Genomic DNA, 25112 nt, shown 5'->3' with positions numbered 1-25112 from the left:
GATCAGGGAGAAACCGGCGCGGAGATCCTTGCTACAGAGCGATCGAAAAGACCTAGAGCCGAACGGTCGTCCGCGCCGGGCTCTCGGCACCTAAGGTGCCAGAGTCGCAAGAGATAAGAGCCGAGCCATGCTCGGCTCAGATCTCACAGATATCGAAATATTCGATTTCGATGGAGCGTCTTCCACGCATGGCGTGGATCCAGCGTGTCGACCAAGGTCGACACCTACCAACAGCCGCAGGAATCTGTCAGAGGTGGGGCGGTGTGGGTTGGCAGGACCGTTGGCGCCATGGATGGCGCCATCGAGCCCCCAAGGACGGGTTTACGGCGTGTCCTGACAACCCACACCGCCCCGCCATCCCCCAGAAACCCGCTGTTGCTGTTGCTGTTGCTGTTGCCCCAGCTCTGGCCTCTGCGGGTGCCGGGCGCAGCCCGGCCGTAACCCCCTTACTTCTTTGCTCGCGGCTGGTTCAGCGGTTCCATCGCTCGGAAGCGCTGGCTGTACTCGTCGGTCAGATTGCGCGCTTCCTGGCTGTTGCGCACGATGCTCGGGGTCAGCAGCACGATCACCTCCGAACGGCGGCTGGTGCGGCTCTTCTGCCCGAACAGCGCGCCGACCACCGGAATCCGGCTCAGGCCGGGAATGCCGCTGCTGCCATCGGTGGCCGAATCGGTGATCAGGCCGGCCAGCATGATGGTGTCGCCGCTCTGCACCGCCGCTTCAGTCGACAGCTTCTTGGTGGAAATCCGCGGGTTGCAGTTGCGCTCGGTCGGGTTGCAGTTCTCGGGCACGTTCGAGGCGCTGCTCACTTCCTGCACGATGTCGAGGAACACCGTGCCATCGCGGGTCACGCGCGGCCGCACCTTCAGGATCACGCCGGTGTCGATGTACTGCACCGAACTGTAGGTGCCGGCGCCGATGCCGGTGTTCACCGTGGTGGTATTGATCGGCACCTTGTCGCCCACGTTGAGCGTGGCCTCGGCATTGTTTCGCACGAACACCGAGGGGGTCTGCAGCAGGCGTACATCGGTGACCTTGTCCAGCGCGCTCACCACCGCCGCACCATTGTGCCCGGTGAACGCCCAGCCCAGGCCTTCGCCGCCGGTCGCGGCACCGGCGAAGCTGCTCCAGGAGCCGCCCGCGGCGGCCGGCAGGGTCACGCCACCCAGTGCGCCGGTCAGCTTCTGCCCGAGCACCGCGTTGTCGAAGAACCAGTTCACGCCGTACTTCAGGTCGCCATCCAGCGAGACTTCGGCCACCTGGGCTTCAATGTGCACCTGCAGCGGCATCACGTCCAGCTTCTCGATCACCTCGCGGATCGAGCGCCAGGCCTGCGGGGTCGAGCGCACCAGCAGGGTATTGGTCTCCTCCACCGCCGACACGCCCACGCGATCGCCTTCCACTTCCAGGCTGACGCTGACGTTGCCGGACTGGCGCTGCGGCAGGTTCATGCTGCCGTTGCCGGTATCGCCGGAACCGCTGCCCGGGGTCGAACCGAAACTGCTGCTGTTGTTACTGTCCATGCCACGATCACCGTCGCTGCCCAGCTGCGACGGCATCGCACCCGGGGCCAGCGAGGCCGGGCTGGAACCACCGCGGTTACCACTGCTGGCGAAGGCTTCACTGAGGCGCTCGGCGAGATCGCGCGCCTTGATGTAGCGCAGCTCGTAGGAGAACAGGCGGGCACTGCCACCGGCGGTATCGATGCGGTCCAGCCACTGCTGGATCTGGTCCAGGTAACGCACCTGCGGGGTGATCACCAGCACGGCGTTGGCGTTTTCCAGCGGCAGGAAGCGGAACATGCCGGCGCTGGGCGTCTTGCTCTCCTCGCCGAACACTTTCTCCAGGTCGGCAGCCACCTGCTCGGCCTTGCCCGACTGGATCGGGAACACGCCCACCGACATGCCCGACAGCCAGTCGACGTCGAAGATCTCGACGGTGCGCATGTAGTTTTCCAGCTCGGCGCGGGTACCGCCCAGGGTGATCACGTTGCGGCCGCTGTCGACGTTGACGATGGCATTGGGCCGCGCATACGGCTCCAGCACCTTCTTCATCTCGGTGGCCGAGATGAACTGCAGCGGGATCACACGTACTTCGAAACCGCGCGCGCTGGCAGCCGGCGCGGTGCTCGGTGCGACCGTACCAGCCAGCGCCTGGTCGGCGGCGACGATGTTGTAGCGCCCGCCGCTGTAGACCATCCGTGCGTTGTTCCAGCCCAGCACCATCTCCAGCAGGTTCAACGCCTGTGCCGGCGACACCGGCTTGGGCGTGGCCAGGGTGACCGTGCCCTGCACCCCCGGTGCGATCACGTAGTTCTGGCCCAGCATGTCACCGAGGATGGCCTTGACCACCGCGTGCACCGATTCGCCTTCGAAATTGAAGGTGGCTTCACCGGTGCTGGCGCCATGCAGTGCCGGTGCCGCTGCGCGCGCTGCTTCGCGGTTGATCATGGTGCCGGTGCCACGGCGGATCACCGCCTGCGGAGCGCCCTGGGCGTCACGGGCAGCATCCGCGGCGACATCGGCCGCCCGGCCGGCCTCCGCAGTGGGCGACAGATTGCCCTTGCGCTGCACATGCGGCGCGGACACGGTGCTGCAGCCGACCAGCAGCGCGAGGGCAAAGGACCAGGGAAGGAAACGCAGGCTCATGCATTCACTCTATCGGTTGGTGCCATCGCCCGGGGGCGGCGACGGTTGTTGCTGCTGTTGTTGTTGCTGCAGCTGGCGGCGACGGGCCTGGATGCGTTCGCGGATGGCCTGCATCTGCGCTTCGCTGGGGCCGTTGTTGTTCGCAGGCGGTGTGGCGGCCGCCGCAGCCGAGGGCGCTGGCGCACTGCCAGCAGGCGACGGCGATGGGGGTGCCGCAGCCGGCGGCGGCGCCGGCGGCGCGCCTGCCGGGGGCGGCACAACGATCGCACCTGCCGGCGGCGCACCGTTGGCACCGCGCAGCACGGTAGGCGGCTCACCGCCCTGCCCGTTGAATACCGCCAGTTCCAGCACCTGGTTGCCACCGGGGCCGATCACAGTGGCCTGGCGCGGCTGCAGTGCCACCAGCTGCCAGCCGTCGACGGCTTCACCGTTGAGGCGCAGGCGCAACGAGCGGTTCTGTTCGGTGGTGAAGGTGGCCATGCCGAAGTCGCCGGTCAGCAGCACGCCGGTCAGTCGCAGCGCGGCGCTGGCGGCCGGCTCGCTGCCACCGAGCAGGTAGGGCTTCGGCCTGCGGTCCTCGGCGAACAGCGGTCGCTCGCCGATCGCGCTGTAGCTGTCGGCGCTGGCCATGCGCTCTGCGGCCAACGGCGGCAGCACCGGCAGCGAAGGCACCGCATCGGCATCGCCATCCGCACCTGGCAGCTGGCTGCCCAGACCGAAGCCGGTAGCCAGCCAGACCGCTGCCGCCCAGCCGGCCAGTGCCAGCAGGAAACCGGTGCGCAGGCTGATCTGCTCAAGCTTCATCGGCCACCTCCTGCCCTTCTTCCGGCGCAACCGGTGCGGCTGTGGGTGCCGGTGCAGGTGCAGCCGAAGGCGGTTGCGGCACCGCGCCCGGCTCGGTTGCAGGTGCCGGCGCAGCGCCATCGGCAGCGGCACCGGGCTGCAGGTAACCGGCCAGTTCGAACGACACGTCCAGGCCGAGCCCGGATTCATTCGGCGACTGCTGGAAGCGCTGCGCGATCAGGTTGAGGTTGTCGACGAACAGGCGCGGGCTGCCGGTCTCCAGGCTGTGCAGCACCGTGGCCAGTTCGGCCACACCGCAACGCAGGCGCACCTGCATGGCCACACGCACGAATTCGGCGTCCCGGCGGTTGTCGGTCAGTGGCGTGCGGTTGCTGATGGTGCAGCTGCGGTTGCCGGGGCTGGCCATCGCCACCGCATCCTGCAGCTTCGCGCCGAGCGCAGCGGCTGCAGCTTCGGCGGTGGCCTCACGCAGGAAGCCCGGCCGCTGCTGCAGTGCCTCGCGGGTGGCGCGCAGGCGCTGTTCGATCTGCGGCTGCTGCTGCAGCTGCGCCTGCACGCGTTGCTCGCGCTCGCGCAGGGCGGCCACGTCGGCATCGATTTCGCGCAGCGGCTGGGTAAACCAGGGGTGCACCAGCAGCAGGTAGGCCAGGCCCAGCACTGCCAGCAGCAGCGCCAGTGCCAGCCAGCGGTCACGGCGTGCGCTTGGCATCGGCATCGGCCGCCTCCCGGGTCGGGGCCGCAGCCGGCAACGGCTGCAGTTCGGCGGTCATGGTGAAGCGGTCACGGCCACTGGCAGCACCATCGGCCTGCAGTACGCCGGTCAGATTGACCTTGCGCCACTGCGGCGCATCCTGCAGCAGCTGTACCAGCTGCGAGGCCTCGCGGCTCAGGCCGATCAGCTGCAGGTTGTTGCTCTCGATGGCCAGTTTTTCCAGGTAGGTGCCCTCCGGCAGGCGCCGGGTCAGTTCATTCCAGATTTCCACCGTTCCGGCGCGCTGGCTGCGCTGCTTTTCCAGGAACGCGGCACCATCGATCAGCGCCTGCAGCTGCGCGCGTTCGCTGGCGACACCACGCGCACTGCGCGCACTGCGTTCAACCTGCGCACGCAGTTCATCGGCGGCGGCACGACGGTTGTCGAGCAGCTGCACGGCCGCCAGCACCAGCATCACCAGCGCGGCCACGGCCAGCAGCACATTCCAGCGCCGCGTCGGATCCACCCGCAGCTGGCGCTGCCCCGGTGGCAGCAGATTCACCTGCAGGGGGTCGCCCTCGGCGTCGATGGCATCGACACCGGCCAGTGCATCGGCCCACTCGCCCACGCTGGCCCGCCACGCTTCAAGCTGGCGCAGTGGCCAGGCGATCAGCTCGACCTGCAGCTGGCCCTCTGCGGCGCCCCCGAGTTCACGCACGTCATAGCTGACCTGGCTGGATTCGAACGGCGTCTGGCGGTCGATCTCGAAACCAACCACAGCGCGCAGGCGGTCGGCCGCAGCCGCAGGCAGGCGCAGATGACGACGCAGTACCTCGCTGGCCGGCAGCAGCCACACCCGCGGCAGGCTGCGCAGCCGCGGTTCCAGCACGCGGTCCAGTTCGGCCGGCGACAGCGGCCATGGCACGTTGGCCACCGCTTCGCGGCGCTCACCGGCCTCTCGCCAGACCTGCAGCTGGTCACCCTGGCGCTGCAGCAGCAGGCGCGCCTGTGCCCAGCCCAGTGCCCACTGCCAACGTGCCGGCACCCAGGCCAGCAGCGATTGCCGCCACCAGCGCAGGAAGCGGCCGGCGCCAGGGCCGATCCGGCCCTGCACCTGCCGCACACTGTCCTGCCATGCCGTCATCTTGCTGTCATTCCCTGCTCCCAGCGAAGCACTGTGTAGGACCGCCCGGGAACCCCGCCCGAGCCATTGCGTACCACTGCCTGCAACACCGACCGGCGTCCACTGCCGTCGGTTGCACGAGACTCGATACTATAGGTGCCGCTGCTGCTGGCAAGCGTTGTCGCACCGCCAGCGGTATCTGCGTCACGCTCCTGCTGTGCGCGCTGCGCCAGCACGGTATCCGCATCCAGGCCCAGTGCGGTCAGCACCGGCGCGCTGGCGAACTGGGGATCCGGGCGGGCCTGGCGGCTGTACAGGGTCAGGTGCGGCAGCATGGCCTTGTACAGCGGGCCGCGCATGCCCAGCACCCGCTGCAGTTCGCCGAGCGTCTCGAAACGCTTGTTGCGCGGGCCATACGGCAACCCGGCCGCCGCATAGTCCGGCGCTTCGGCACCGCCCCCCGGCTGCAGCAGGCTGTCTTCATCACGCCAGTCGACAATGGCGCCGGCCATCTGCCGGGCTGCCCCTTCGTCTTCGCCGAGCGCCTTGAGGAACGCCGTCAGCAGGGTCACGTCGGCCAGGTTCAGGTTGATCTTGCCGTTCTCGTCCAGCACCTTGATCTCGATGCTGGCGTCATCGAACTGCCAGCGGTAGGTGCGGCCATCGGCACGCCAGGGCGCCCGCAGCGGATCGGCTGACAGGCGCAGCAGCGCGTACTCCAGGCCGGCGCGCGCCCGTTCCTGCCCACGTGCGTCATCATCCAGCACCCGCTGCTGCAGATGCTCGACCCGTGCGCTCAGCGCGAACGCACCGACCAGCGCGGTCATCAATGCGATCAACCACAGCACCAGTACCAGTGCCGCACCGTGTTGCCGGTTCATCGCGCGCCTCCGCTGCCACCGGTACGCGGCGCCACCACCAGGGCGGGCCAGGGTGCACCCCTGGCCGGAACGATCTTGATCTCCACCAGCATCGGCAGGCGACGGGTATCGTCCCAGCGCGGCATCCAGTCGCTCATCTGGCCGGTACTGGCATCGATGCCGCGATAGCGCAGCTGTACCGACTTCAGGTTCTCCACCAGCACTTCCGGCGGGCGCGGCGGGTTCTCGGCGATGCGCTCGCCCTCCTGCAGCAGCACCAGGTCCAGCAGCAGGCGCTGCTGGCCATCGCGGCCGTCCACCTGCAGCGCGTGCAGGTAGGCTCCGCCACGGCCGAGGTAGCCCGGCAGATCGGCGGCGAACAACATGCGCTGTTCTTCGCCCTGGAAGAAGATCGGTTCGCGGGTGGGATCGGGTACTTCCAGCGGCGTGCGCAGCGCACCGGCCAGCTGCCGCCGCAACAGCGCCTGCACCGCGCGCATGCGCTCACTCTCGGCCGCAATCTGCTCGCCACGCTGGCTGACCGCCATCGCCGAGCGCACGCTGGCGAACGCCAGCGCCAGGCCACCGGCCAGCAGCACCGTGGCCAGCATCACTTCAACCAGCGTGAAACCTGCAGCACGGCGCTTCATCGCGCACGCTCCAGGTCCGGCGGCAGCAGGCGCAGGCTGCGCCATCGCAGCTGCTCGCGTTCGCTGTCACCCCAGCGCACCTGCAGCTGCAGTTCGGCCAGCCAGGGGCCACCGGCCGACTGTGGCTGCACCACGCTGCCTGCACGTGGCTCCACCCACGGCTGCACCTGCAGTTCCCAGTGGTAGCGTCCCTGTTCCCAGTCGCCCTGCTGGCTACCCACCTGCAGCGGCGTGGCGACGCCGGTTTCGGCCAGCAACGACTGCGCATGCAGTATCGCGCGCGTGCGCAGTTCGGCCTCACGCACCTGCCTGGCGCCGCCTGACAGGCTGCCCAGCAGCAGGGTCAGCGCCAGCCCGAGCAGGGCAAAGGCGATGATCACTTCCAGCAGGGTGAAGCCGCGGGCGCGCCGCTTCATTGCGCCCGCCAGGGGCCGGAGCGGACCTCACCGGTCAGCCACCCCACGTCGATGCGCCATTCGGCATCATCACGCTGCAGCCGGATGCGGCCGCCGCTGGAGCCGCCGTCGGGATGGAACTCGATCACGCCCTGCCCTGGCGCGGTGGCCAGCTGCGCGGCGCCTTCGAACTGCACCTGCAGCTGTGCCGGCACGTCACCGTGGCGCTGGTTGGCGCCTTCCCAGCGCCGCTTTGCCGGCTCGATGACAAAGCGCTGCGGCTCGCCGCGGGCGATGGCCTGTGCGCGCACCATGCGCAACTGATTGGCGATGTCCTTGCCGGCGCTGCGCAGCTGCATGCCGGAAAATCCGCGCGACAGGCCGGCGGCAGTGATCAGGCCGATCGCGGCGATCAGCGCGATCACCAGCAGCATTTCCAGCAGCGACAGACCCGCTGCGCGCCTGCCGGGCAGGCGCGGGCGTGGCAACCGGCGCGGCAGGAAATGCGACATGCCCGGTTACGGCTGGTAGCGGATGTCGGCGTCGACGCTGCTGCCGCCGGCCTTGCCGTCCTTGCCCAGGCTGATCAGCTCATACGGCTGGCCTTCGCCCGGCGTACGGTATTCCAGCGCATGGCCCCACGGATCGTTCAGATCGGCCGGCTTGGCATACGGGCCCAACCAGCCACCGACGCCAGCCGGTGCAGTCACCAGATCGTTGAGCGAGCCGGGCAGCTTGCCGGTATCGATCTGGTAGTTGTCGACCTTGGATGCGACGGTCTGCACCTGCGCCTTGGCGATGTTGGCCTTGCCGCGGTCGGCGCCACCCAGCACGCGGCTGGCGACCAGGGTCAGCACCGCGCCGATCAGCACGATGACGATGATGATCTCCAGCAGGCTCATGCCCGACTGGTTACGCGCGGCGGTGAAGGAAAGGCGGATCGGTCGACGGGAAGCAATCATGGTCGGTCCTTTCAGTTGCGGAGTGTCGGGGTTGCGTAGGGATCCATCGTCAACCGATGGCATTGGTCAGGTCATACAGCGGCACCAGCACGGCGACGATCACCGCACCGACCACCGAGGCCAGCACCAGGGTGATCGCCGGCACCATCGCAGCCAGCAGGCGGTCGATGCGCCGGGCGCTGTCCTGTTCGAAGGTATCGGCCGCTTTCAGCAGCATGGTATCGAGTGCACCGGATTCCTCGCCGACCTGGATCATCTGCAGCGCCAGGCGCGGGAAACGCTTGCCGCGCGACAGCGCCAGCGACAGGCCGGTACCGTTCTTCACTTCATCCGCGGCGGCTTCCACATCGGCGGCCAGCGCGCGGTTGCCCAGCACGTTGCGGGCGATGCCCAGGGCACCCAGCAGCGGCACGCCATTGCGCAGCAGCGTACCCAGCGTGCGGGCCAGCCGCGCGGTTTCCAGCTCACCCAGCAGGCGGCCGATGCCGCGACGCTGCAGCAGCCAGCCATCCAGCGCCAACCGGAAGGCCGGTTGCCGTGCCTTGCGTTCGAAGAACAGCGCAAGTACCGCCGGCACCACCAGCAGCAGCACCCACCAGTCGCGCACGAACAGGCCCAGCTGCAGCACCGCGTTGGTGAACCACGGCAGCGCCACATCCAGGCTCTCGTACATCTGCGCGAACTGCGGCACCACGTAGCCGAGCAGGAACAGCAGCGCACCGCCCACCACCACCAGCAGGATCGCCGGGTACACCAGCGCGTTGATCACCTTGCCCTGCAGGGCCCGGCTGCGTTCGAGGTAGTCGGCCAGGCGCTGCAGGGTTTCGTGCAGGCTGCCGCCGGCCTCACCGGCACGCACCATGTTCACGTACAGGCGCGAGAACAACCCATGCTGGCGCTCCAGTGCGGTCGACAGCGGCGCGCCACCGCGCACTACATCGCGGATGTCGGTGATCGCGCGGCGCGAGCGTTCGTCTTCGGGCAACCCGAGCAGGATCGACAGCGCGCGATCCAGCGGCTGGCCTGCACCGAGCAGCGTCGCCAGCTGCTGGGTGAACTGCAGCAATGCCGCGCCCTGCAGCGGCCGTTGGCGGAACAGGTTGCGCCAGGTACTGCCACCGATCGTACCGCCGTCCGCCAGCTGGGTCTCCATCGGCAGATGGCCCTGGTCCTGCAGGCGTGCGACCAGTTCGGCCTCGCTGGCCGCTTCCATCTGCCCGTCGAAGATCTCGCCGTGCGGATTCAGTGCCTTGTAACGGTAGGTCGGCATGTCAGCCCCGGCGTCCTGCGCGCATCAGCTTTCCTCGGTGACGCGCAGGACTTCCTCGATGGTCGTCTGACCACTGAGGGCCTTGGACAGGCCATCTTCGTACATCGTGCGCATGCCGACTTCGCGGGCAATGCGTTCGATCTCGCCCATGCCATCGCGGCGCATCACCGCGCGCCGCAGCGCATCGTTCATCACCAGGAATTCCATGATGGTGGTGCGGCCGAGATAACCGGTCGGCGCCAGCGCGGAGGGCTTCGGGCGGTACAGGTGGATCGGCCCTTCCGGCTGCAGGCGACGCAGCTCGAATCGTTCGATTTCCTCCGGCGAGGCCTCATAGCGCTCGGCGTGGGTCGGTTCCAGCCGGCGCACCAGGCGCTGGGCCAGGATGCCGTTGATGGTGGAGGTAAGCAGGTAGTCCTCCACGCCCATGTCGAGCAGGCGGGTGATGCCGCCGGCCGCATTGTTGGTGTGCAGGGTGGACAGCACCAGGTGGCCGGTCAACGCCGACTGGATCGCGATGCGCGCGGTTTCCAGATCGCGCATTTCGCCGATCATGATGATGTCCGGATCCTGGCGCACGATGCTGCGCAGGGCGTTGGCAAAGTCCAGCCCGATCTGCGGCTTGGCCTGGATCTGGTTGATGCCCTCGATCTGGTATTCAACCGGGTCTTCGACCGTGATGATCTTGACGTCGGCGGTGTTGAGCTGGCTCAGCGCGGTGTACAGCGTGGTGGTCTTGCCCGAGCCGGTGGGACCGGTCACCAGCAGGATGCCGTGCGGCTGCTCCAGCACCTTGCGGAACTGTGGCAGGAAGGCGTCGGTGAAGCCGAGGCGGTGGAAATCGAACACCACCGTTTCGCGGTCCAGCAATCGCATCACCACGCTTTCGCCGTGCGCGGTCGGTACCGTGCTCACGCGCAGGTCCAGCTCCTTGCCCTGCACGCGCAGCATGATGCGGCCGTCCTGCGGCAGGCGGCGCTCGGCGATGTTGAGCCGGGCCATGATCTTGATGCGGCTGATCACCGCCGCGGTGAGGTTGGCCGGCGGGCTTTCACCCTCCACCAGCACACCGTCGACGCGGTAGCGCACCTTCAGCCGGCTCTCGAACGGTTCGACATGGATGTCCGAAGCGCGCAGCTCCACCGCACGCTGGATCACCAGGTTGACCAGGCGGATCACCGGCGCTTCCGAGGCGAGGTCGCGCAGGTGCTCGATGTCATCGACCGCACCGCCCTCGCCATCGGCGGTTTCGACGATCGCGCCCATCGCGCTGCGGCCCTGGCCGAACCAGCGCTCGACCAGGTCATCGATCTCCGCACGCATGCCCAGCACCGGCGTCACCGGCACTCCCAGTGCCAGCTGCACCGCCTGCTGCGGGTAGGGATCGTGGGCATCGGCCAGCCACAACCGTACGCCCTGTTCATCCAGGGCCAGCGGGCAGACGTGGAACTGCTTGAGGAAGCGCAGCGACAATGGCAGGCCTTCCCCCAGCCCTTGCGGCGGTGCTTCCGGTAGCTGCTTGCCTTCCAGCAGCGGCAGGCCCAGCACTTCGGCGCTGGCCTGTGCCTGGTCACGCTCGGACACCAGCCCCAGCCGCACCAGCAGGCCCAACAGGCTGCCACCGGCCTCTGCGTGCAGCGGCCGCGCACGTGCCAGATCGCCTTCCTTCAGCCGGCCGCGCGCCAGCAGCGCATCCAGGATGCGGCCTTCAGCGTTGTCGGCAGCGGCGGTAGCAGCAAGCGCGTTCACATGACTCTCCTGTCAATCGGCTCGACTTTAACAGTTAAGCCATGATTTCCGCCGCCCCTCCACCACCTTTCGTAAAAAGACGAAGCCCGTCACACGCGGTGACGGGCTCCGGCCATTCAACTACACCCGTGCGTGCTTACTGCGTCGCCAGGATGCTCACGCCGTTGTAGGCCGCTTCGCCCACGACCTTGATGTAGTAGGTACCGGCCACCGGCTTGTTCACCCGCACCGTCTCGGATGTGCCGGGACGGGTCGACTTGGCATCGTTGTCGCTGGCGCTCGGTTCACGCCCCTGCGCGATGTAGACCGAGACATTGCCGGTGCCACCGTAGGTGATCACGCTGAGCTGCTTGCCGGCGGCAGCCTCGAAGCTGTACAGGCGGCTGCTGGCGGCAGCACCGTTCAGGCCACCGACGGCGGCCTTGTTGGTCAGCGGCGTGGCCACCGGCCCGCAGTTCTCGGTGCACGGTTCTTCCAGTGCCTTGGCCAGCGCGGCCTTGGCATCGAGGATGCCGGTACCGATCGGGGTCGCCGCCGGAATGGCGACCGGGAACGGACGTGCGGTTTCCTTCAGCAGGGTGCGCATGGCCGCCGGGGTCAACGGATCCTTGCCCTTGGCGATCAGCGCGCTCTGCACCAGTGCGGCAACGGCGGCCACATGCGGCGAGGCCATCGAGGTACCGCCCATGCCCATGTAGCCCGGCGTGCCCGATTCCGGCGTGGTGGCCGCATTGGAGCCGGTCTGCCAGATGTAGCCACCCGGGTTGCCATCCACACTGCCGCCACCACCCGGACCGGACAGGTCAACACGGGTGCCGTAGTTGGAGTAGTAGGTGATGCCACCGGTGATGCGGGTGGCACCCACGGTCACCACGCCTTCGCAGCTGGCCGGACGGTACTTGGACGCGTTGTCGGTTTCGTTGCCGGCCGCCACCACCACCGTGGTACCACGCGAAATGGCACCGTTGATGGCGTCCTGGTAGGTGCTGCCGCAGGTACCGCTGCCGCCCAGGCTCATGTTGATGATCTCGGCCGGGTTGGTGTTGGCCGGGATGCCCGCCACCGTGCCGCCCGAAGCCCAGACCACCGCGTCGGCGATGTCGGACAGGTAGCCGCCGCACTTGCCCAGCACGCGCACCGGCAGCACCTTGGCCTTGTAGGCGACACCGGCCATGCCGACGCCGTTGTTGGTCTGTTCGGCCACGGTGCCGGCGACGTGGGTGCCGTGCCAGGAACTGTCCTCGGCCAGCGAGCCGTCATAGCACTCGTTGTCGTTCTCGACCCAATCACCGTAGTCCTGCGCACCCGGCACACGATCGTTGGTCGGGCGCCGCGAGGTCTCCGCATCGCTGATGAAGTCGTAACCCTCCAGCAGGTTGCCGACCAGGTCCGGATGCTGCGGCAGGATGCCGGTATCGATCACCGCCACCACGATGCCCTCGCCCTGCGAAACGTCCCACGCTGCCGGTGCGTTGATGCCGCCGACCGCATTGTGCAGGTGCCACTGGTTCTGCTGGTAGAAGGGATCGTTCGGCACCAGTGCCGGCTGTACATCGCCGGCACGCAGCTCGGTGCGGCGCAGCTTGACGTCGGCTTCGGCGTACTGCACCGACGGGTCGGCCTGCAGTTCCTTCAGAACGCGCTGCAGTTCGGCCGGGGCCAGGCGGCCCTGCACACGGATGAGGTCTGCACCGGTAGCAAGCTTGCGTACCACCTGCGGGCCGAGCGTGCTGGCACGGGAGGTGCCGCCGGAAAGGCTGGCACGGGTCAGTGCGGACTGCACGGTGGACAGCTTCGCCGAGCGGTTAGTGGCGGCAACAGCGCCGGCACGGTACTTGACGATGATGCGCTCGGCCCCCGGTTGAGCGGCGCTGGCCTGGCGCACCGGTTCACGGGTCGGCAGTCCAGCGGCGTGGACGGCACCGACAGCCGTCATCGACAGCACGGCGGCGGCAAGCACATTGATGCGAAGGTTCTGCTTCTTGATCACGTCGAATTCCTCTTCTGGGTCATGGATCGAACCAACACTGCGGCCATCATTCCTTGACGACTCCCGGCCGGCCCAGCCGGGATTGCCGTGACCTCCCCCCAGGCCCTCACTGCAGGTGCTGCGCCGGCGTGGGTGGCCGCCGGCGCGATGGAGTGGCTTACCAGCCGAAGCCGGCACCGACGCCAACCGAGCTGTCGTCGCTGCTGAAGGCACCACCGAAGGTCACCGTGGCGCGATCACTGATCGCACGCTGGTAGCCCAGCGACAACGCCGACTCGCCGCCCTGGAAGCCAATGCCGACGCCGACCCGGTTCTGGGTGCGGATACCGGCGGCACTGGTGGCCATGTTGAGCATCGCCGCGCTCATCGCCCCCTGGCGGTCGATGCGGCGATCCATGTGGCGCAGGCGTCCGTCGACTTCGCCCTTGAACACATCGAAGCTGTCGGCGACCGCCTGGACGCGGCTGTCGGTGTAGCTGTTGGCCGTGGCCATGCCACGGTCGAGCTGGCCCTTGTTGACCGCATCGGTGGCCGTGGTACCGGCCGCCACGTTGGTGACCTGGCGCTCATTGCCTTCACTGCCCACCGAAACCGTGTTGGCACGATCGGCAACCGAGCCTTGGCCCAGCGCCACCGCGTTCGCAGCGGTGGCATTGGCGCCCTGGCCGATGGCGGTGGACGAGGCACCACTGGCGACGGCGCCCTCGCCCATGGCGACGGCATTGAAGCCCGTCGCCGGGGTACCGACCGGAATCCCGGCACCGGCGGCGGCAGCGGTCGGCGTGCCCTGCACGCGCGCGGTGCTGGTCGGTGCCACATCAGCCGTCGCGGGTGCGCCGGCGGCGCTGGCCAGCGGACTGTCATCCAGCGAGGCACTCATCGCGCGCAGGCTGGAAGCACCGGCACGCGTGCCACCGGCGCTGCGGCGGTCGATCTCGCTGACCTTGCGGTCCAGCGCACCGAGCGCATCGCCGACGTTGCTGTAGGTAGCGCCCTGGATCACATAGTTCGGCGCCACGAACACCCCCTGCATGCCAACGCTGGCACCACCGCCGAGGAAGCTGGCGGCGTCGCTGAGCGACTGGAACAGCTGGCCGCCGTTGATCGCCTGGCGACTGCCCGCAGCGATGCTGCCGGCGCCGACGTTGTCGATGGTGGTGCCCTGGAAACCGGACAGGGTCAGGCGATCACGGCTGGCGTCGTCGTAGCCGACGGCACTGGCCGCCGTGGTTTCAACGGTGGCGATGCGCGAATCGAAATCACCGACGCGGGTTTCCACCGCGCCCACCCGCTGGTTGGTTACGTTGAGCTGCGAACCGGTGATGGCATCGCTGCTGCCGGCGGCGATGCGGCCATCGGCCACATTGACGATGCGGCGCGTGGCCGGACCATCGGTGCCATTGCCACCGCCCACCGACACCACGTTGGCATCGAGTGCACGCGAACCAGCACCCAGCGCCACCGAGTTCGCGCCGGATGCGCCGGCGCTGGTGCCCAGTGCAAGGGCACCGTTGCCGATGGCCATCGCATTGGCACCCAGCGCATTGCTGCGTGCGCCGCTGGCAGTGGCTGCCGAACCGATCGCGGCGGCATCGCTGCCGCTGGCACTGGCGGTACCCGCGCCGGTGGCCTTGACGTAGCGGGCCGTACCATCGGCGGTCGCCGCGACCGCATCGAGCTGGCCACGATTGACCGCATCGGTGCGCTCGGTACCGGCAGCGACACGGGTGATCTGGCGATCACTGCTGGCACTGCCGACCGACACTGTGTTGGCACGGTCGGCGACCGAGCCTGCGCCCAACGCCACGCTGCCTGCGGCACTGGCGGTGGCACTCACACCCACCGCCGTTGCATTGGCGCCGGTAGCCTTGCTGCCGTAGCCGGCCGCGGTACCCAGGCGACCGCTGGCTTCGGCATAGCTGCCCAGCGCAGACGCACCATCGGCCGAGGCATTGGCGCGGAAACCACTGGCCTGCGACTGGGTGCCGCTGGCAATGGCCTGCGCACCGCTGGCGGTGCTGTAGGCGCCCTTGGCCTGGGCACCGGCGCCGGTAGCACTGGCGCCGAGTTCGCTGGCGCTGGCGCCACTGCCCACGGCCACACTGTCGACACCTCCGGCCTGCGCCGCGTTGCCGAGCGCCGCCGCATTGTTGCCGGTGGCCAGCGCATCGAAGCCCACCGCGGTGGCATTGCCGGCCATGGCATTGGCGCCGCTGCCCAGCGCGGTGGCGCCGTTGCCGATGGCGTTGGCCGCGTTGCCGGCAGCCAGTGCATTGTCGCCGTCGACGAGTGCGCCGGCCTCGCCATCGGCATTGCCGCTGGCCTGGAACTGCCGGCTGGTCTTGTCGGCGACGCTGGCGACCGCATCCAACTGGCCTTTGTTCACCGCATCGGTGGCTTCGGTGCCGGCCGCGACGTGCGTCACCTGGCGCTCACCGCCGGCCTTGCCGACGGCCACGGTGTTGTCACGGTCAGCCTTGGAGCCGGCGCCGAGTGCGACGCTGTTGCTGCCATTGGCGGTGGCGTTGGCACCCAGCGCGGTGGCGCTGCTGCCTGCCGCCCACGAATTCCAGCCAATCGCGGTCGCGTAGTCTTCGGTGGCCCATGCACCGGCGCCGAACGCCGCCGCACCGGTCCCACTGGCACGCGACGGGATCAGGCCGAAGAAGGTGCTGCCGCCGATGGCCACGCTCTCCTCGCCACTGGCCTCGCTGGACTGACCCACGGCAACGGCACCGGTACCGGCCGCAGCGGCACCGAAGCCGACTGCAGTGGTGTTGGCACCGCTTGCCGCCGAGCCGTAGCCCAACGCGGTGCCGAGGCGACCGCTGGCTTCGGCGTAGCCACCCACTGCGGTGGTGCCATCAGCCGAAGCCGCGCTGCGGAAACCGCTGGCGAGCGCCTGCCCGCCGCTGGCATTGGCTTCTGTACCTGTGGCCGTGCTGTAGGCGCCGCTGGCCTGTGCACGCGCACCCACCGCGCTTGCACCGACCTCGCTGGCGCCGGCACCGCTGCCCAGGGCCAGGCTGTCCTCGCCGGTGGCCTGTGCGTTGCTGCCCAGGGCAGCCGCGTTGCTGCCGGTGGCCAGCGCATCGATGCCCACGGCGGTGGCGTTGGCGGCCAGCGCATTGGCACCGCTGCCGAGTGCGGTGGCACCGTTGCCGATCGCGTTGGCCGCGTCACCGGCCGCCAGCGCGTTGTCGCCCTCCACCAGCGCGCCGGTTTCACCGTCGGCGTTGCCACTGGCCTGGAACTGCCGGCTGGTCTTTTCCGCTGCCGCAGCTACGGCGTCGAGCTGGTTCTTGTTGACCGCATCGTTGCCCTGCGTGCCATCGGCCACGTTGGTGATCTGGCGGGTGTTACCACCGCCGCCCACCGACACGGTGTTGTCGCGATCCGCGATCGAATCGGCACCCAGCGCCACGCTGTTGGCACCGCGCGATTCGGCGGCATTGCCCAGCGCGGTGCTGTTGATGCCACCCGACCAGGCGCCGCCACCCACTGCGGTGGAGTAATTGCCGGACGCTTCGGTGGCCAGCACGCCGAACAGCGAGCCGCCGACGGCGACACTGTTGGTGCCGGTGGCCAGGCTGCCCTGGCCGGTGGCGGTGCTGTAGGCACCGGACGCTTCGGAGTCGCCACCCACGGCCACGCTGTTGGAGCCGGACGCATTGGCGAAATTGCCGAACGCGGTGGCGTTGAACGCCGAGGCCTGTGCGTAGCCACCGATGGCGGTGCTGTAACCGCCGCTGGCTTCGGCACCGATACCAAAGGCCGCCGACGCCGTGCCACTGGCCACGCTCTCGCTGCCGACCGCGGTAGCCGCGTCGCCGCTGGCATTGCTGAAGTAACCCACGGCCACGGCTTCTTCGCCGGACGCTTCGGACAGCACGCCATTGGCAGTGCTACCAGCGCCGCTGGCGATGCTGGCCGCACCAAACGCCGCGCTCTGCTCGCCGCTGGCCTCGCTTTCCGCACCATGCGCGGTGGCGTACTCGCCCGTGGCCTGTGCGTTGGCACCGATAGCGCTGGCGTTGGCTGCGGTCGCCAACGCATTGAAGCCCAGCGCCTGTGCGTTGCTGGCCAGCGCGTTGGCACCGCTGCCCAGTGCGGTAGCGCCATTGCCGATGGCGTTGGCGGCATCACCGGCCGCCAGTGCGTTGTCACCCTCCACCAGTGCACCGGCTGCGTCGTCGCCGTTACCACTGGCCTGGAAGAAGCGGCTGGTGGTGGCAGCGCTGGTCGCAACCGCATCCAGCTGTGCCTTGTTCACCGCGTCGGTGGCCTGGGTACCGGCGGCGACGTTGGTGACCTGGCGTTCGTTGCCGCTGCTGCCAACCGACACCGTGCGCGCACGGCTGGCAACCGAACCGGCACCTAGCGCGACAGCGTTGCTGGCGCTGGCGTTGCTGCCGGCGCCAAGCGCGATCGCGCTTTCACCACCGGCCACCGTGTTGGTGCCGATGGCGATGCTGTTGATGCTGTTGCCCAGCGCCTGGAAGCCCAGTGCCACGCTGTTGTCGCCATAGCCGAAGGCGCCCCTGCCGACTGCAGTGGAGCTGGCCCCGTTGGCCCAGCTGTTGTAGCCGATGGACGTTGCGCCACTGCCACTGGCCCAGGCCGCATTGCCGAACGCCGACGCGTTGGTGGCGGTGGCCCATGCACCCGAACCGAATGCTGCTGCGCCACTGGCAGTTGCCCAGCTGTAACCGCCAACTGCGGTGCTGTCATCGCTGCTGGCGAAGGCGCTGTCGCCGACCGCGACCGCATAGCTGCCGGTGGCGCGCGACTTGCCGCCTGCGGCGAAGCTGTTGTCACCACTGGCCTTGGCAGCGTTACCGAAGGCGCTACTGGCAGCCCCGGTGGCCTGCGCGCCACTGCCCACCGCAGTGGCATCGGCAACGGCAGTGGTGCCCACCTGCTGCGCCGTGCCGTCGGCACCGATGATCGGCTGGTTGAACTCGTCGTAGGCCTGGCCGAGGCCACCGATGGCGACACCGCCATTACCGGTGGCCGCGCTGTTGCGGCCCACGGCCACGCTGTCATCGCCGATGGCCGACGCGGCAGCACCATGTGCAATGGCACCGGCGCCGATCGCATTGCTCGACGAGCCCGCAGCGATGGAGCCTTCGCCATCAGCCAGTGCGCCAGCATCACTGCCCGCCTCCGGCTGAGCCTGGAAGAAACGAGCGGTGGTATCGGCGGTGCTGGCTACGGCATCGAGCTGGGCCTTGTTCACCGCATCGGTGGCTTCGCTGCCCGCAGCAACACTGGTGATCTGCCGCTCGTTGCCTGCACTGCCGACGGCTACGCTGTTGGCGCGCACGGCTTCGGAATTCGCGCCGAGCGCAACACTGTTTGCGCCGCGTGCGGTGGCGTAGTAGCCCACCGCAGTGCTCTGCGCGCCACTGGCCCAGGTCTGCGCGCCCAGTGCACTGGCGTTCTCGCCCGGTGCATAGGCGAAGTAGCCAACGGCGGTGGCTTCAGCACCGGAGGCTTCGCTCAGGCTGCCGTTGGCTACCGTGCGATCACCACTGGCGATGGCGCCGGCACCGACGGCCGTCGCGGCTTCACCACTGGCCTGGGTCTGTACGAAGAAGCCCAGGCCGGGAATCAGGTCGGCCGGGCCACCGATGGCAACGCTGCTGGTGCCGGTCGCATTGCTCTGCGTACCCAGCGCGGTGGAGTAGTCGCCGATGGCATTGGCCACCGCACCGAATGCGGATGCCTGCGCGCCAGCCGCATAGGCACCCACGCCATAGGACGACGCCGCAAATCCGCTGGCTTCGGCACTGGCGCCGACTGCGGTGCCACCGACGCCTGCGCTGGTGGCGCCGGTTTCCACCGGTACGCCGCCACTGGTGATCAGCGGGTTGCCGTCGGCATCCACCGCAGCGCCGCCCACGGCCACGCTGCCTGGGCCGTTGGCCTGCGCGTTGTTGCCGAACGCGGCACTGTTCTGGCCCGAGGCCAGTGCGTTGTTGCCCACGGCGGTCGCGTTCTGCGCAACGGCCGTGGCGCCGGCACCGACGGCAGTGGTGCCGTTGCCGAGTGCATTGGCCGCCTCGCCGGCGGCCAGCGCGTCGTCACCGTCCGCCAGTGCACCGGCATCGCTGTTGCTGCTGCCGGTGGCCTGGAAGCGCTTGGCGGTGGCATCGGCCACTGCGGCCACGCCCTTCAGCTGACCGACATTGACCGCATCGTTGTCTTCGGTGCCCGCGGCGACGCTGGTGATCTGCCGGGTCAGGCCGTACTCGGCAGCGCCGACGGACACGGTATCGACACGATCGGCCAACGAGCCGGCGCCGAGCGCCACGCTGCCGGTGGCAACCGCGGCGGAGTTCGAACCCAGCGCGGTGCTGTATTCACCGACAGCAGTGCTGAACGCACCGACTGCGATCGATGCTTCGTTGGCGGCGGTGGCGCCACGACCCAGCGCGGTGCTGCCCGGGCCCATCGCCACGGCACCGCCGCCGACAGCGGTAGCGCCATCAGCAGTGGCTTCGGACAAGGCACCCAGTGCGGTGGCCGCGCCGTTTTCACTGGCGGCGGTCGCGCTTGCGCCAACCGCGGTGTCGCCGAGTCCGAAGGCCGCAGCGCTCTGCCCGACCACCACGCTGGCATCGCCGATCGCCAATGCGCCCTGGCCGAACGCGCTTGCGCCCAGGCCCGCGGCAATGGCCTGGGTACCGATGGCGGTGGTGGCGTTGGCCAGCGACTGTGCACCCGCACCCGCCGCAACCGCGCCCTGGCCGTCGATCTTCGCCGCGTCGCTGTCATCACCTGCGCCGTCGGCCTTGAAATAGCGGTTTCCATCTGCAGCGACATCAGCCAGCGCGGCCTGTGTGGCGCGCGCCTGCGCATCCAGCTGTGACTTGTTCACCGCATCGGTGGCCTGGGTGCCTGCAGCAACGTGGGTGATCTGCCGTTCCTTGCCGGCATCACCCACGGACACGGTATTGGCCCGCGTGGCCTTGGAGCCAGCGCCCAGCGCTACGCTGTTGGCGGCAGTAGCGCTGCTGTTGCTGCCGATCGCCACCGCGTTGCTGCCCTTGGCGCTGGCCGAGCCTTCAATCAGGCACTTTTCGAGCAGCTTGCCGCTGAATGCCACGCAGGTGGCGCTGCCGCCGATCTGCACCGACTGTGCTGCGGCGGTGCCGCTCATGCCCAACCCCAATACCAGGCCCAGTGCCACCGCCAGCAGTGCAGGCGTGGCCTGTGTCGCATCGCGGCGCTGGTCGACGACCCCGCCACTGCTGCTGTCGGAGGAAGCCAGTTCCGAGGCCACCACCAACTGACCCAATGCTTTGTTCCAGACCTTGCGATAAATCCGATTCATCGGTACGGCTCCTGATTGGACTGGTTTTGGGCAAAGCAACGCCACCGCTGGGCTTTCCGGCCCAACGTCCCCTGGGGGCGTTTATTCGCGTGATTTACTGCGGGGTATTGCCGAACGGCGCGCAGCGACAGAAAACCGAGCGCGTGCGCCAACCGGTTACTGCGAAATGAATGATTCTGAAACGGGGTTCAAGTGTTAACGGCAACTTTCCAAATCGTCAAGACTTTGACACGACAAATCCTATTGCCGTGAAGCAGTTCACCCTTTCACCTGTTTATGAAAGTGTTTTGTTAGGCATGCGTGACGAAGTTCCGCCGCATGAAAATCGATGTAACTAGCGGTCGCGACAGGAGTTTCACGCGCGCAAAGAAAAACCCGCCGATCAACGGCGGGTTTTTCCGTACGCAGCGGCATTGTGGCCTGCGCAGAACGATGCGATCAACCGCACCATACCCGCGCGTTGCGGAACATGCGCATCCACGGCGAGTCGCCCTGCCACTCGGCCGGAGCCCAGCTCATGTTGAGCGCGCGCGGCGTGCGTTCCGGGTGCGGCATCATGATGGTGACCCGGCCATCGTTGCTGGTCAGGCCGGTGATGCCGTCCGGCGAACCGTTCGGATTCAGCGGGTACTGGCTGGCCACGTTGCCGTTGCCGTCGATGTAGCGCAGCGATACGCGGGCGGCGGCCTGGTCGACGGCGTTGTCGAACACGGCCTGGCCTTCACCATGCGCGACCGCCACCTGCAGGCGCGAACCGGCCATGCCGCGCAGCAGGATCGACGGCGATTCCACCACCTCCAGCAGAGCGGTACGGGCTTCGAACTGCTCGCTGGCGTTGCGGCGGAACTGCGGCCAGTGCTCGGCCCCCGGGATGATGCCCTTGAGCTGGCTCATCATCTGGCAGCCATTGCACACGCCCAGCGCGAAGCTGTCCTCGCGCGCGAAGAACGCGGCGAAGGCATCACGCAGCGCACTGCGCTCCAGGATCGAGGTGGCCCAGCCACGGCCGGCACCCAGCACGTCGCCGTAGCTGAAGCCGCCGCAGGCGACCAGGCCGGTGAAGTCCTGCAATGCCACGCGGCCTTCGATCAGGTCGCTCATGTGCACGTCATAAGCGCGGAAGCCGGCACGTTCGAAGGCGTTGGCCATTTCGATCTGGCCGTTGACGCCCTGTTCGCGCAATACCGCCACGCGCGGACGCGCGCCGGTGCTGATGAACGGGGCGGCCACATCTTCATTGAGGTCGAAGCTGAGCTTGGGCTTCAGTCCCGGCGCAGTGAAGGCACGGGCGATCTCACGCTCGGCATCGGCATTGGCCGGGTTGTCACGACGCTTCTGCATCGCGTGGGTGACCGACCACCAGGCGTCGAACAGTGCTTCCCAGCGCCATTCGGCCAGGTTCTCGCCGGCCAGCGACACGCGCACCACCGGTGCGGTGGTCGGCTTGGCGATGCGCTGCGCACACTCGGTCAGTGCATGGCGCTCGACCAGATCGGCGAAGGCCGCACGGTCTTCGCGCGCGATCTGCACCACCGCGCCCAGTTCTTCGTTGAACAGGCTGCGGAACGGATCATCGCCCCAGGCATCGAGGGTGATGTCCAGGCCCAGTCGCGAGGTGAACGCCATTTCGCACAGCGCGGCAAATGCGCCGCCATCGCTGCGGTCGTGGTAGGCCAGCAGCAGGCCGGACTGGCGTGCATCGCGGATCAGCTCGAAGAAACCGCGCAGGCGCTGCGGGTCGTCCAGGTCCGGCGCGGCACCGGCGAAGGCCGGCAGATCGCCGTGGTCGGCATGCACCTGGGCCAGGATCGAACCGCCCAGGCGCTGCTTGCCGGCGCCCAGGCCGATCAGCCACAGCTCGCTCTCCACCTCGCGGTCGAGCAGCGGGGTCAGCTGCTGGCGCACGTCGGCCACCGGCGCGAACGCCGAGATCACCAGCGATACCGGCGACACGCTCTTGTGTGCTTCGCCCTGGTCGTGCCACTGCGCCTGCATCGACAGCGAGTCCTTGCCGACCGGGATGCTGATGTCCAGCTGCGGGCACAGTTCCATGCCCACCGCCTTCACCGCGTCGTACAGCAGCGCGTCTTCGCCCGGGTGGCCGGCCGCGGCCATCCAGTTCGCCGACAGCTTGATTTCATCCAGCGCATCGACCGGGGCCGCGCACAGGTTGGTCAGCGCTTCGCCCACCGCCATCCGTGCGGAAGCAGCGGCGTCGAGCAGGGCCAGCGGGGTGCGCTCGCCGATCGACATCGCTTCGCCGGCCACGCCATCGAAGTCGGCCAGGGTGATCGCCACGTCGGCCACCGGCAGCTGCCACGGGCCGACCATCTGTTCGCGTGCGGTCAGGCCACCGACGCTGCGGTCACCGATGGTGACCAGGAAATTCTTCGAAGCGACCGTCGGGTGCGCGAGTACGCGAAGGCCCGCTTCCTGCAGGTCCAGGCCGCCGGTCTTCAGCGCCGGCCAGCGCGGTGCCGGCGGGTGCGCGGTGTCGCGGTGCATCTTCGGCGGCTTGCCGAACAGCACGTCCATCGGCAGGTCGATCGGTGCATCGGCCGGGGTGTGGCCCGGCACGGCACCATAGGCCACCACCAGGTGCTCTTCAGCGGTGGCCACGCCAACCGCGGCGAACGGGCAGCGCTCGCGGGCGCACAGCGCGGCGAACTCGGCCAGGCGCTCCTGGGCCACGCCCAGCACGTAGCGCTCCTGCGATTCATTGCACCACAGCTGCATCGGCGACAGCGACGGATCGTCGGTGGGCACCTTGCCCAGGTCGATGACACCGCCGACCTTGGAGTCGTGCAGCAGTTCGGGGATGGCATTGGACAGGCCACCGGCACCGACGTCGTGGAAGAACTTGATCGGGTTGTTGGCGCCCATCGCCACGCAGCGGTCGATGACCTCCTGGCAGCGGCGCTCCATTTCCGGGTTGTCGCGCTGGACGCTGGCAAAGTCCAGGTCCTCGGCGCTCTCGCCGGAGGCCACCGAACTGGCGGCGCCGCCGCCCAGGCCGATCAGCATTGCCGGGCCCCCCAGCACGATGACCGCATCACCGGCCTGCAGCTGGATCTTGTCGACCTGCACGCGGTCGATCGCGCCGAGGCCACCGGCCAGCATGATCGGCTTGTCGTAGGCACGCACCAGATCAGCGCCTTCCGGCAGCTCGAAGCTGCGGAAGTAGCCGAGCAGGTTCGGGCGACCGAATTCGTTGTTGAACGCAGCGCCGCCAAGCGGGCCGTCGGTCATGATTTCCAGTGCCGGCGCCATGCGCGGGTTCAGCGCGCGCGGCGCTTCCCACGGCTGCGGCAGTTCGGGAATGCGCAGGTGCGAGACCGAGAAACCGGACAGGCCCGCCTTCGGCTTGCCACCACGGCCGGTCGCGCCCTCGTCGCGGATCTCGCCACCGTTGCCGGTCGATGCACCCGGGAACGGCGCGATCGCGGTCGGGTGGTTGTGCGTTTCCACCTTGATCTGGAAGGCGCTGGGCACCTGTGCTTCGCGGCGGTATTCGCCGCTGGCCGGATCGGGGCGGTAGCGCGACGCCGGATGGCCTTCGATCACCGCGGCATTGTCGCTGTACGCGCTGAGCGTGTGCTGCGGGGTCTGCTGGTGGGTGTTCTTGATCATCCGGAACAGCGAGCGGTCCTGCTCCTGGCCGTCGATGGTCCAGCTGGCGTTGAATATCTTGTGGCGGCAGTGCTCGGAATTGGCCTGCGCGAACATCATCAGTTCGACGTCGGACGGCGACCGGCCCAGCGCGGTGAAACGCTCGCGCAGGTAGTCGATCTCGTCCTGGGCCATGGCCAGGCCGAGGCGCTGGTTGGCGGCCTCCAGCTGGTCCACCGGCACCCGTTCCAGTTCGCCACGGGCCGGTGCCGAGAACAGCGCCTGGCCCTGTTCGACTGTCTCCAGCACCGACTGCGTCATCGGGTCGTGCAGCGCCTTGACCAGCGCCTGCTGGGCGGCGGCATCGGCCGGCCAGCCCTGCACGTCGATGCGCAGGCCACGTTCGACCCGGCTGACCGGCTGCCCGGCACCGCGCACCAGCTCGGTGGCCTTGCTCGACCACGGCGACAGCGTGCCCAGGCGCGGCACCACGATGCGGCTGACCGCGCCTTCGGCCACGGCTTCGGCCTGCGGTGCCGCTTCGAGTATGCGGCACAGCGTGGTCAGGTCGGGGGCGGCGCTGCCTTCGGGCTGCACGAAGTAGACGTGCCAGGCACCGCTGATGCGCAGGGAGGGAGCGATGGACTGCAGGCGGGATTCAAGACGTTCGCGGCGGAACGGCGACAGGGCGGGCGCGCCCTCGAGGACCATCATGTCCGGGGAACCGTAGTTGGGAAACGGGCCCGACATTGTACCGGAAGCGGGGGAAGGGCTTTGGCCGGGCGGCGCCCGGCACCCGCCGAGGCCAGGACAACGGCAACGGCAACAGCAACGGCAACGGCAACGGCCAAAGCAAAAGCTGGGTTCCCGTGGGATGGCGGGGTGGGTCCGGCTGCGGGGGACGCTGCAAGTACGTCCATGTAAGCTCGGTCGCCGCATCCATGCGGCTCACGCCCCCGCAACCGGACCCACCCCCCCTTCGACAGATTTCGCGATCTGTCAGGACGGCATTCTGCTCTGGT

Annotated in this window: 14 protein-coding genes; all 14 read right to left on the bottom strand. The window is 68.5% G+C overall.

The window, feature by feature from the left end:
• Positions 1 to 446: 446 nt before the first annotated feature.
• The 14 genes from gspD to purL all read right to left on the bottom strand — a co-directional run bounded on the left by gspD (position 447) and on the right by purL (position 24804).
• Positions 447 to 2648: a type II secretion system secretin GspD gene (gene gspD, locus EKL94_RS18780; protein ID WP_126930197.1), complete on the bottom strand. Its 2202-nt coding sequence runs from the start codon at positions 2646 to 2648 to the stop codon at positions 447 to 449.
• 9 nt (positions 2649 to 2657) lie between these two features.
• Positions 2658 to 3452, bottom strand: a complete 795-nt coding sequence (locus EKL94_RS18775) for a type II secretion system protein, XpsN-like (RefSeq protein ID WP_126930196.1) — start codon at positions 3450 to 3452, stop codon at positions 2658 to 2660.
• A complete protein-coding gene (gspM, locus tag EKL94_RS18770) occupies positions 3442 to 4167 on the bottom strand; it encodes a type II secretion system protein GspM (protein WP_126930195.1) in 726 nt (241 codons plus the stop codon). The genes EKL94_RS18775 and gspM overlap by 11 nt, the downstream gene beginning before the upstream one ends.
• Positions 4142 to 5287, bottom strand: coding sequence for a PilN domain-containing protein (locus tag EKL94_RS18765; protein WP_126930194.1), 1146 nt, complete (start codon positions 5285 to 5287; stop codon positions 4142 to 4144). Before EKL94_RS18765 ends, gspM begins: the two co-directional genes overlap by 26 nt.
• Entirely contained in the window at positions 5284 to 6147 is an 864-nt protein-coding gene (locus tag EKL94_RS18760) for a type II secretion system minor pseudopilin (protein ID WP_010482023.1), read from the bottom strand. Before EKL94_RS18760 ends, EKL94_RS18765 begins: the two co-directional genes overlap by 4 nt.
• On the bottom strand, positions 6144 to 6776 hold the full coding sequence (locus tag EKL94_RS18755) for a type II secretion system protein J (RefSeq protein WP_126930193.1): 633 nt from the start codon (positions 6774 to 6776) through the stop codon (positions 6144 to 6146). The genes EKL94_RS18760 and EKL94_RS18755 overlap by 4 nt, the downstream gene beginning before the upstream one ends.
• On the bottom strand, positions 6773 to 7192 hold the full coding sequence (gene xpsI / locus EKL94_RS18750; RefSeq protein WP_126930192.1) for a type II secretion system protein XpsI: 420 nt from the start codon (positions 7190 to 7192) through the stop codon (positions 6773 to 6775). The genes EKL94_RS18755 and xpsI overlap by 4 nt, the downstream gene beginning before the upstream one ends.
• Complete coding sequence (xpsH, locus tag EKL94_RS18745; RefSeq protein ID WP_126930191.1) at positions 7189 to 7683, bottom strand: type II secretion system protein XpsH; 495 nt, start codon at positions 7681 to 7683, stop codon at positions 7189 to 7191. The genes xpsI and xpsH overlap by 4 nt, the downstream gene beginning before the upstream one ends.
• A gap of 6 nt (positions 7684 to 7689) precedes the next feature.
• On the bottom strand, positions 7690 to 8133 hold the full coding sequence (gene gspG / locus EKL94_RS18740) for a type II secretion system major pseudopilin GspG (RefSeq protein ID WP_010482031.1): 444 nt from the start codon (positions 8131 to 8133) through the stop codon (positions 7690 to 7692).
• Positions 8134 to 8182: 49 nt separating this feature from the next.
• A complete protein-coding gene (gene xpsF / locus EKL94_RS18735) occupies positions 8183 to 9403 on the bottom strand; it encodes a type II secretion system protein XpsF (RefSeq protein ID WP_126930190.1) in 1221 nt (406 codons plus the stop codon).
• A 24-nt stretch (positions 9404 to 9427) separates the two neighbouring features.
• The gene (gene gspE / locus EKL94_RS18730; protein WP_126930189.1) at positions 9428 to 11152 is read right to left on the bottom strand and encodes a type II secretion system ATPase GspE; all 1725 of its coding nucleotides are present in this window, start codon (positions 11150 to 11152) and stop codon (positions 9428 to 9430) included.
• Positions 11153 to 11288: 136 nt separating this feature from the next.
• Positions 11289 to 13142, bottom strand: a complete 1854-nt coding sequence (locus tag EKL94_RS18725; protein ID WP_126930188.1) for a S8 family peptidase — start codon at positions 13140 to 13142, stop codon at positions 11289 to 11291.
• Positions 13143 to 13299: 157 nt separating this feature from the next.
• Positions 13300 to 20481: an ESPR-type extended signal peptide-containing protein gene (locus tag EKL94_RS18720; RefSeq protein ID WP_126930187.1), complete on the bottom strand. Its 7182-nt coding sequence runs from the start codon at positions 20479 to 20481 to the stop codon at positions 13300 to 13302.
• 438 nt (positions 20482 to 20919) lie between these two features.
• Positions 20920 to 24804 carry a phosphoribosylformylglycinamidine synthase gene (gene purL, locus EKL94_RS18715; RefSeq protein ID WP_126930186.1) on the bottom strand — a complete coding sequence of 1295 codons (3885 nt, stop codon included), beginning with the start codon at positions 24802 to 24804 and terminating at the stop codon, positions 20920 to 20922.
• Positions 24805 to 25112: the final 308 nt, after the last annotated feature.

The sequence above is a fragment of the Stenotrophomonas maltophilia genome (genome assembly GCF_003970865.1).
Classification (GTDB): Bacteria; Pseudomonadota; Gammaproteobacteria; order Xanthomonadales; family Xanthomonadaceae; genus Stenotrophomonas; species Stenotrophomonas maltophilia_AR.
Note: the sequence above shows the minus strand (reverse complement) of the source record. Positions and strands in the feature narration are given on the sequence as shown.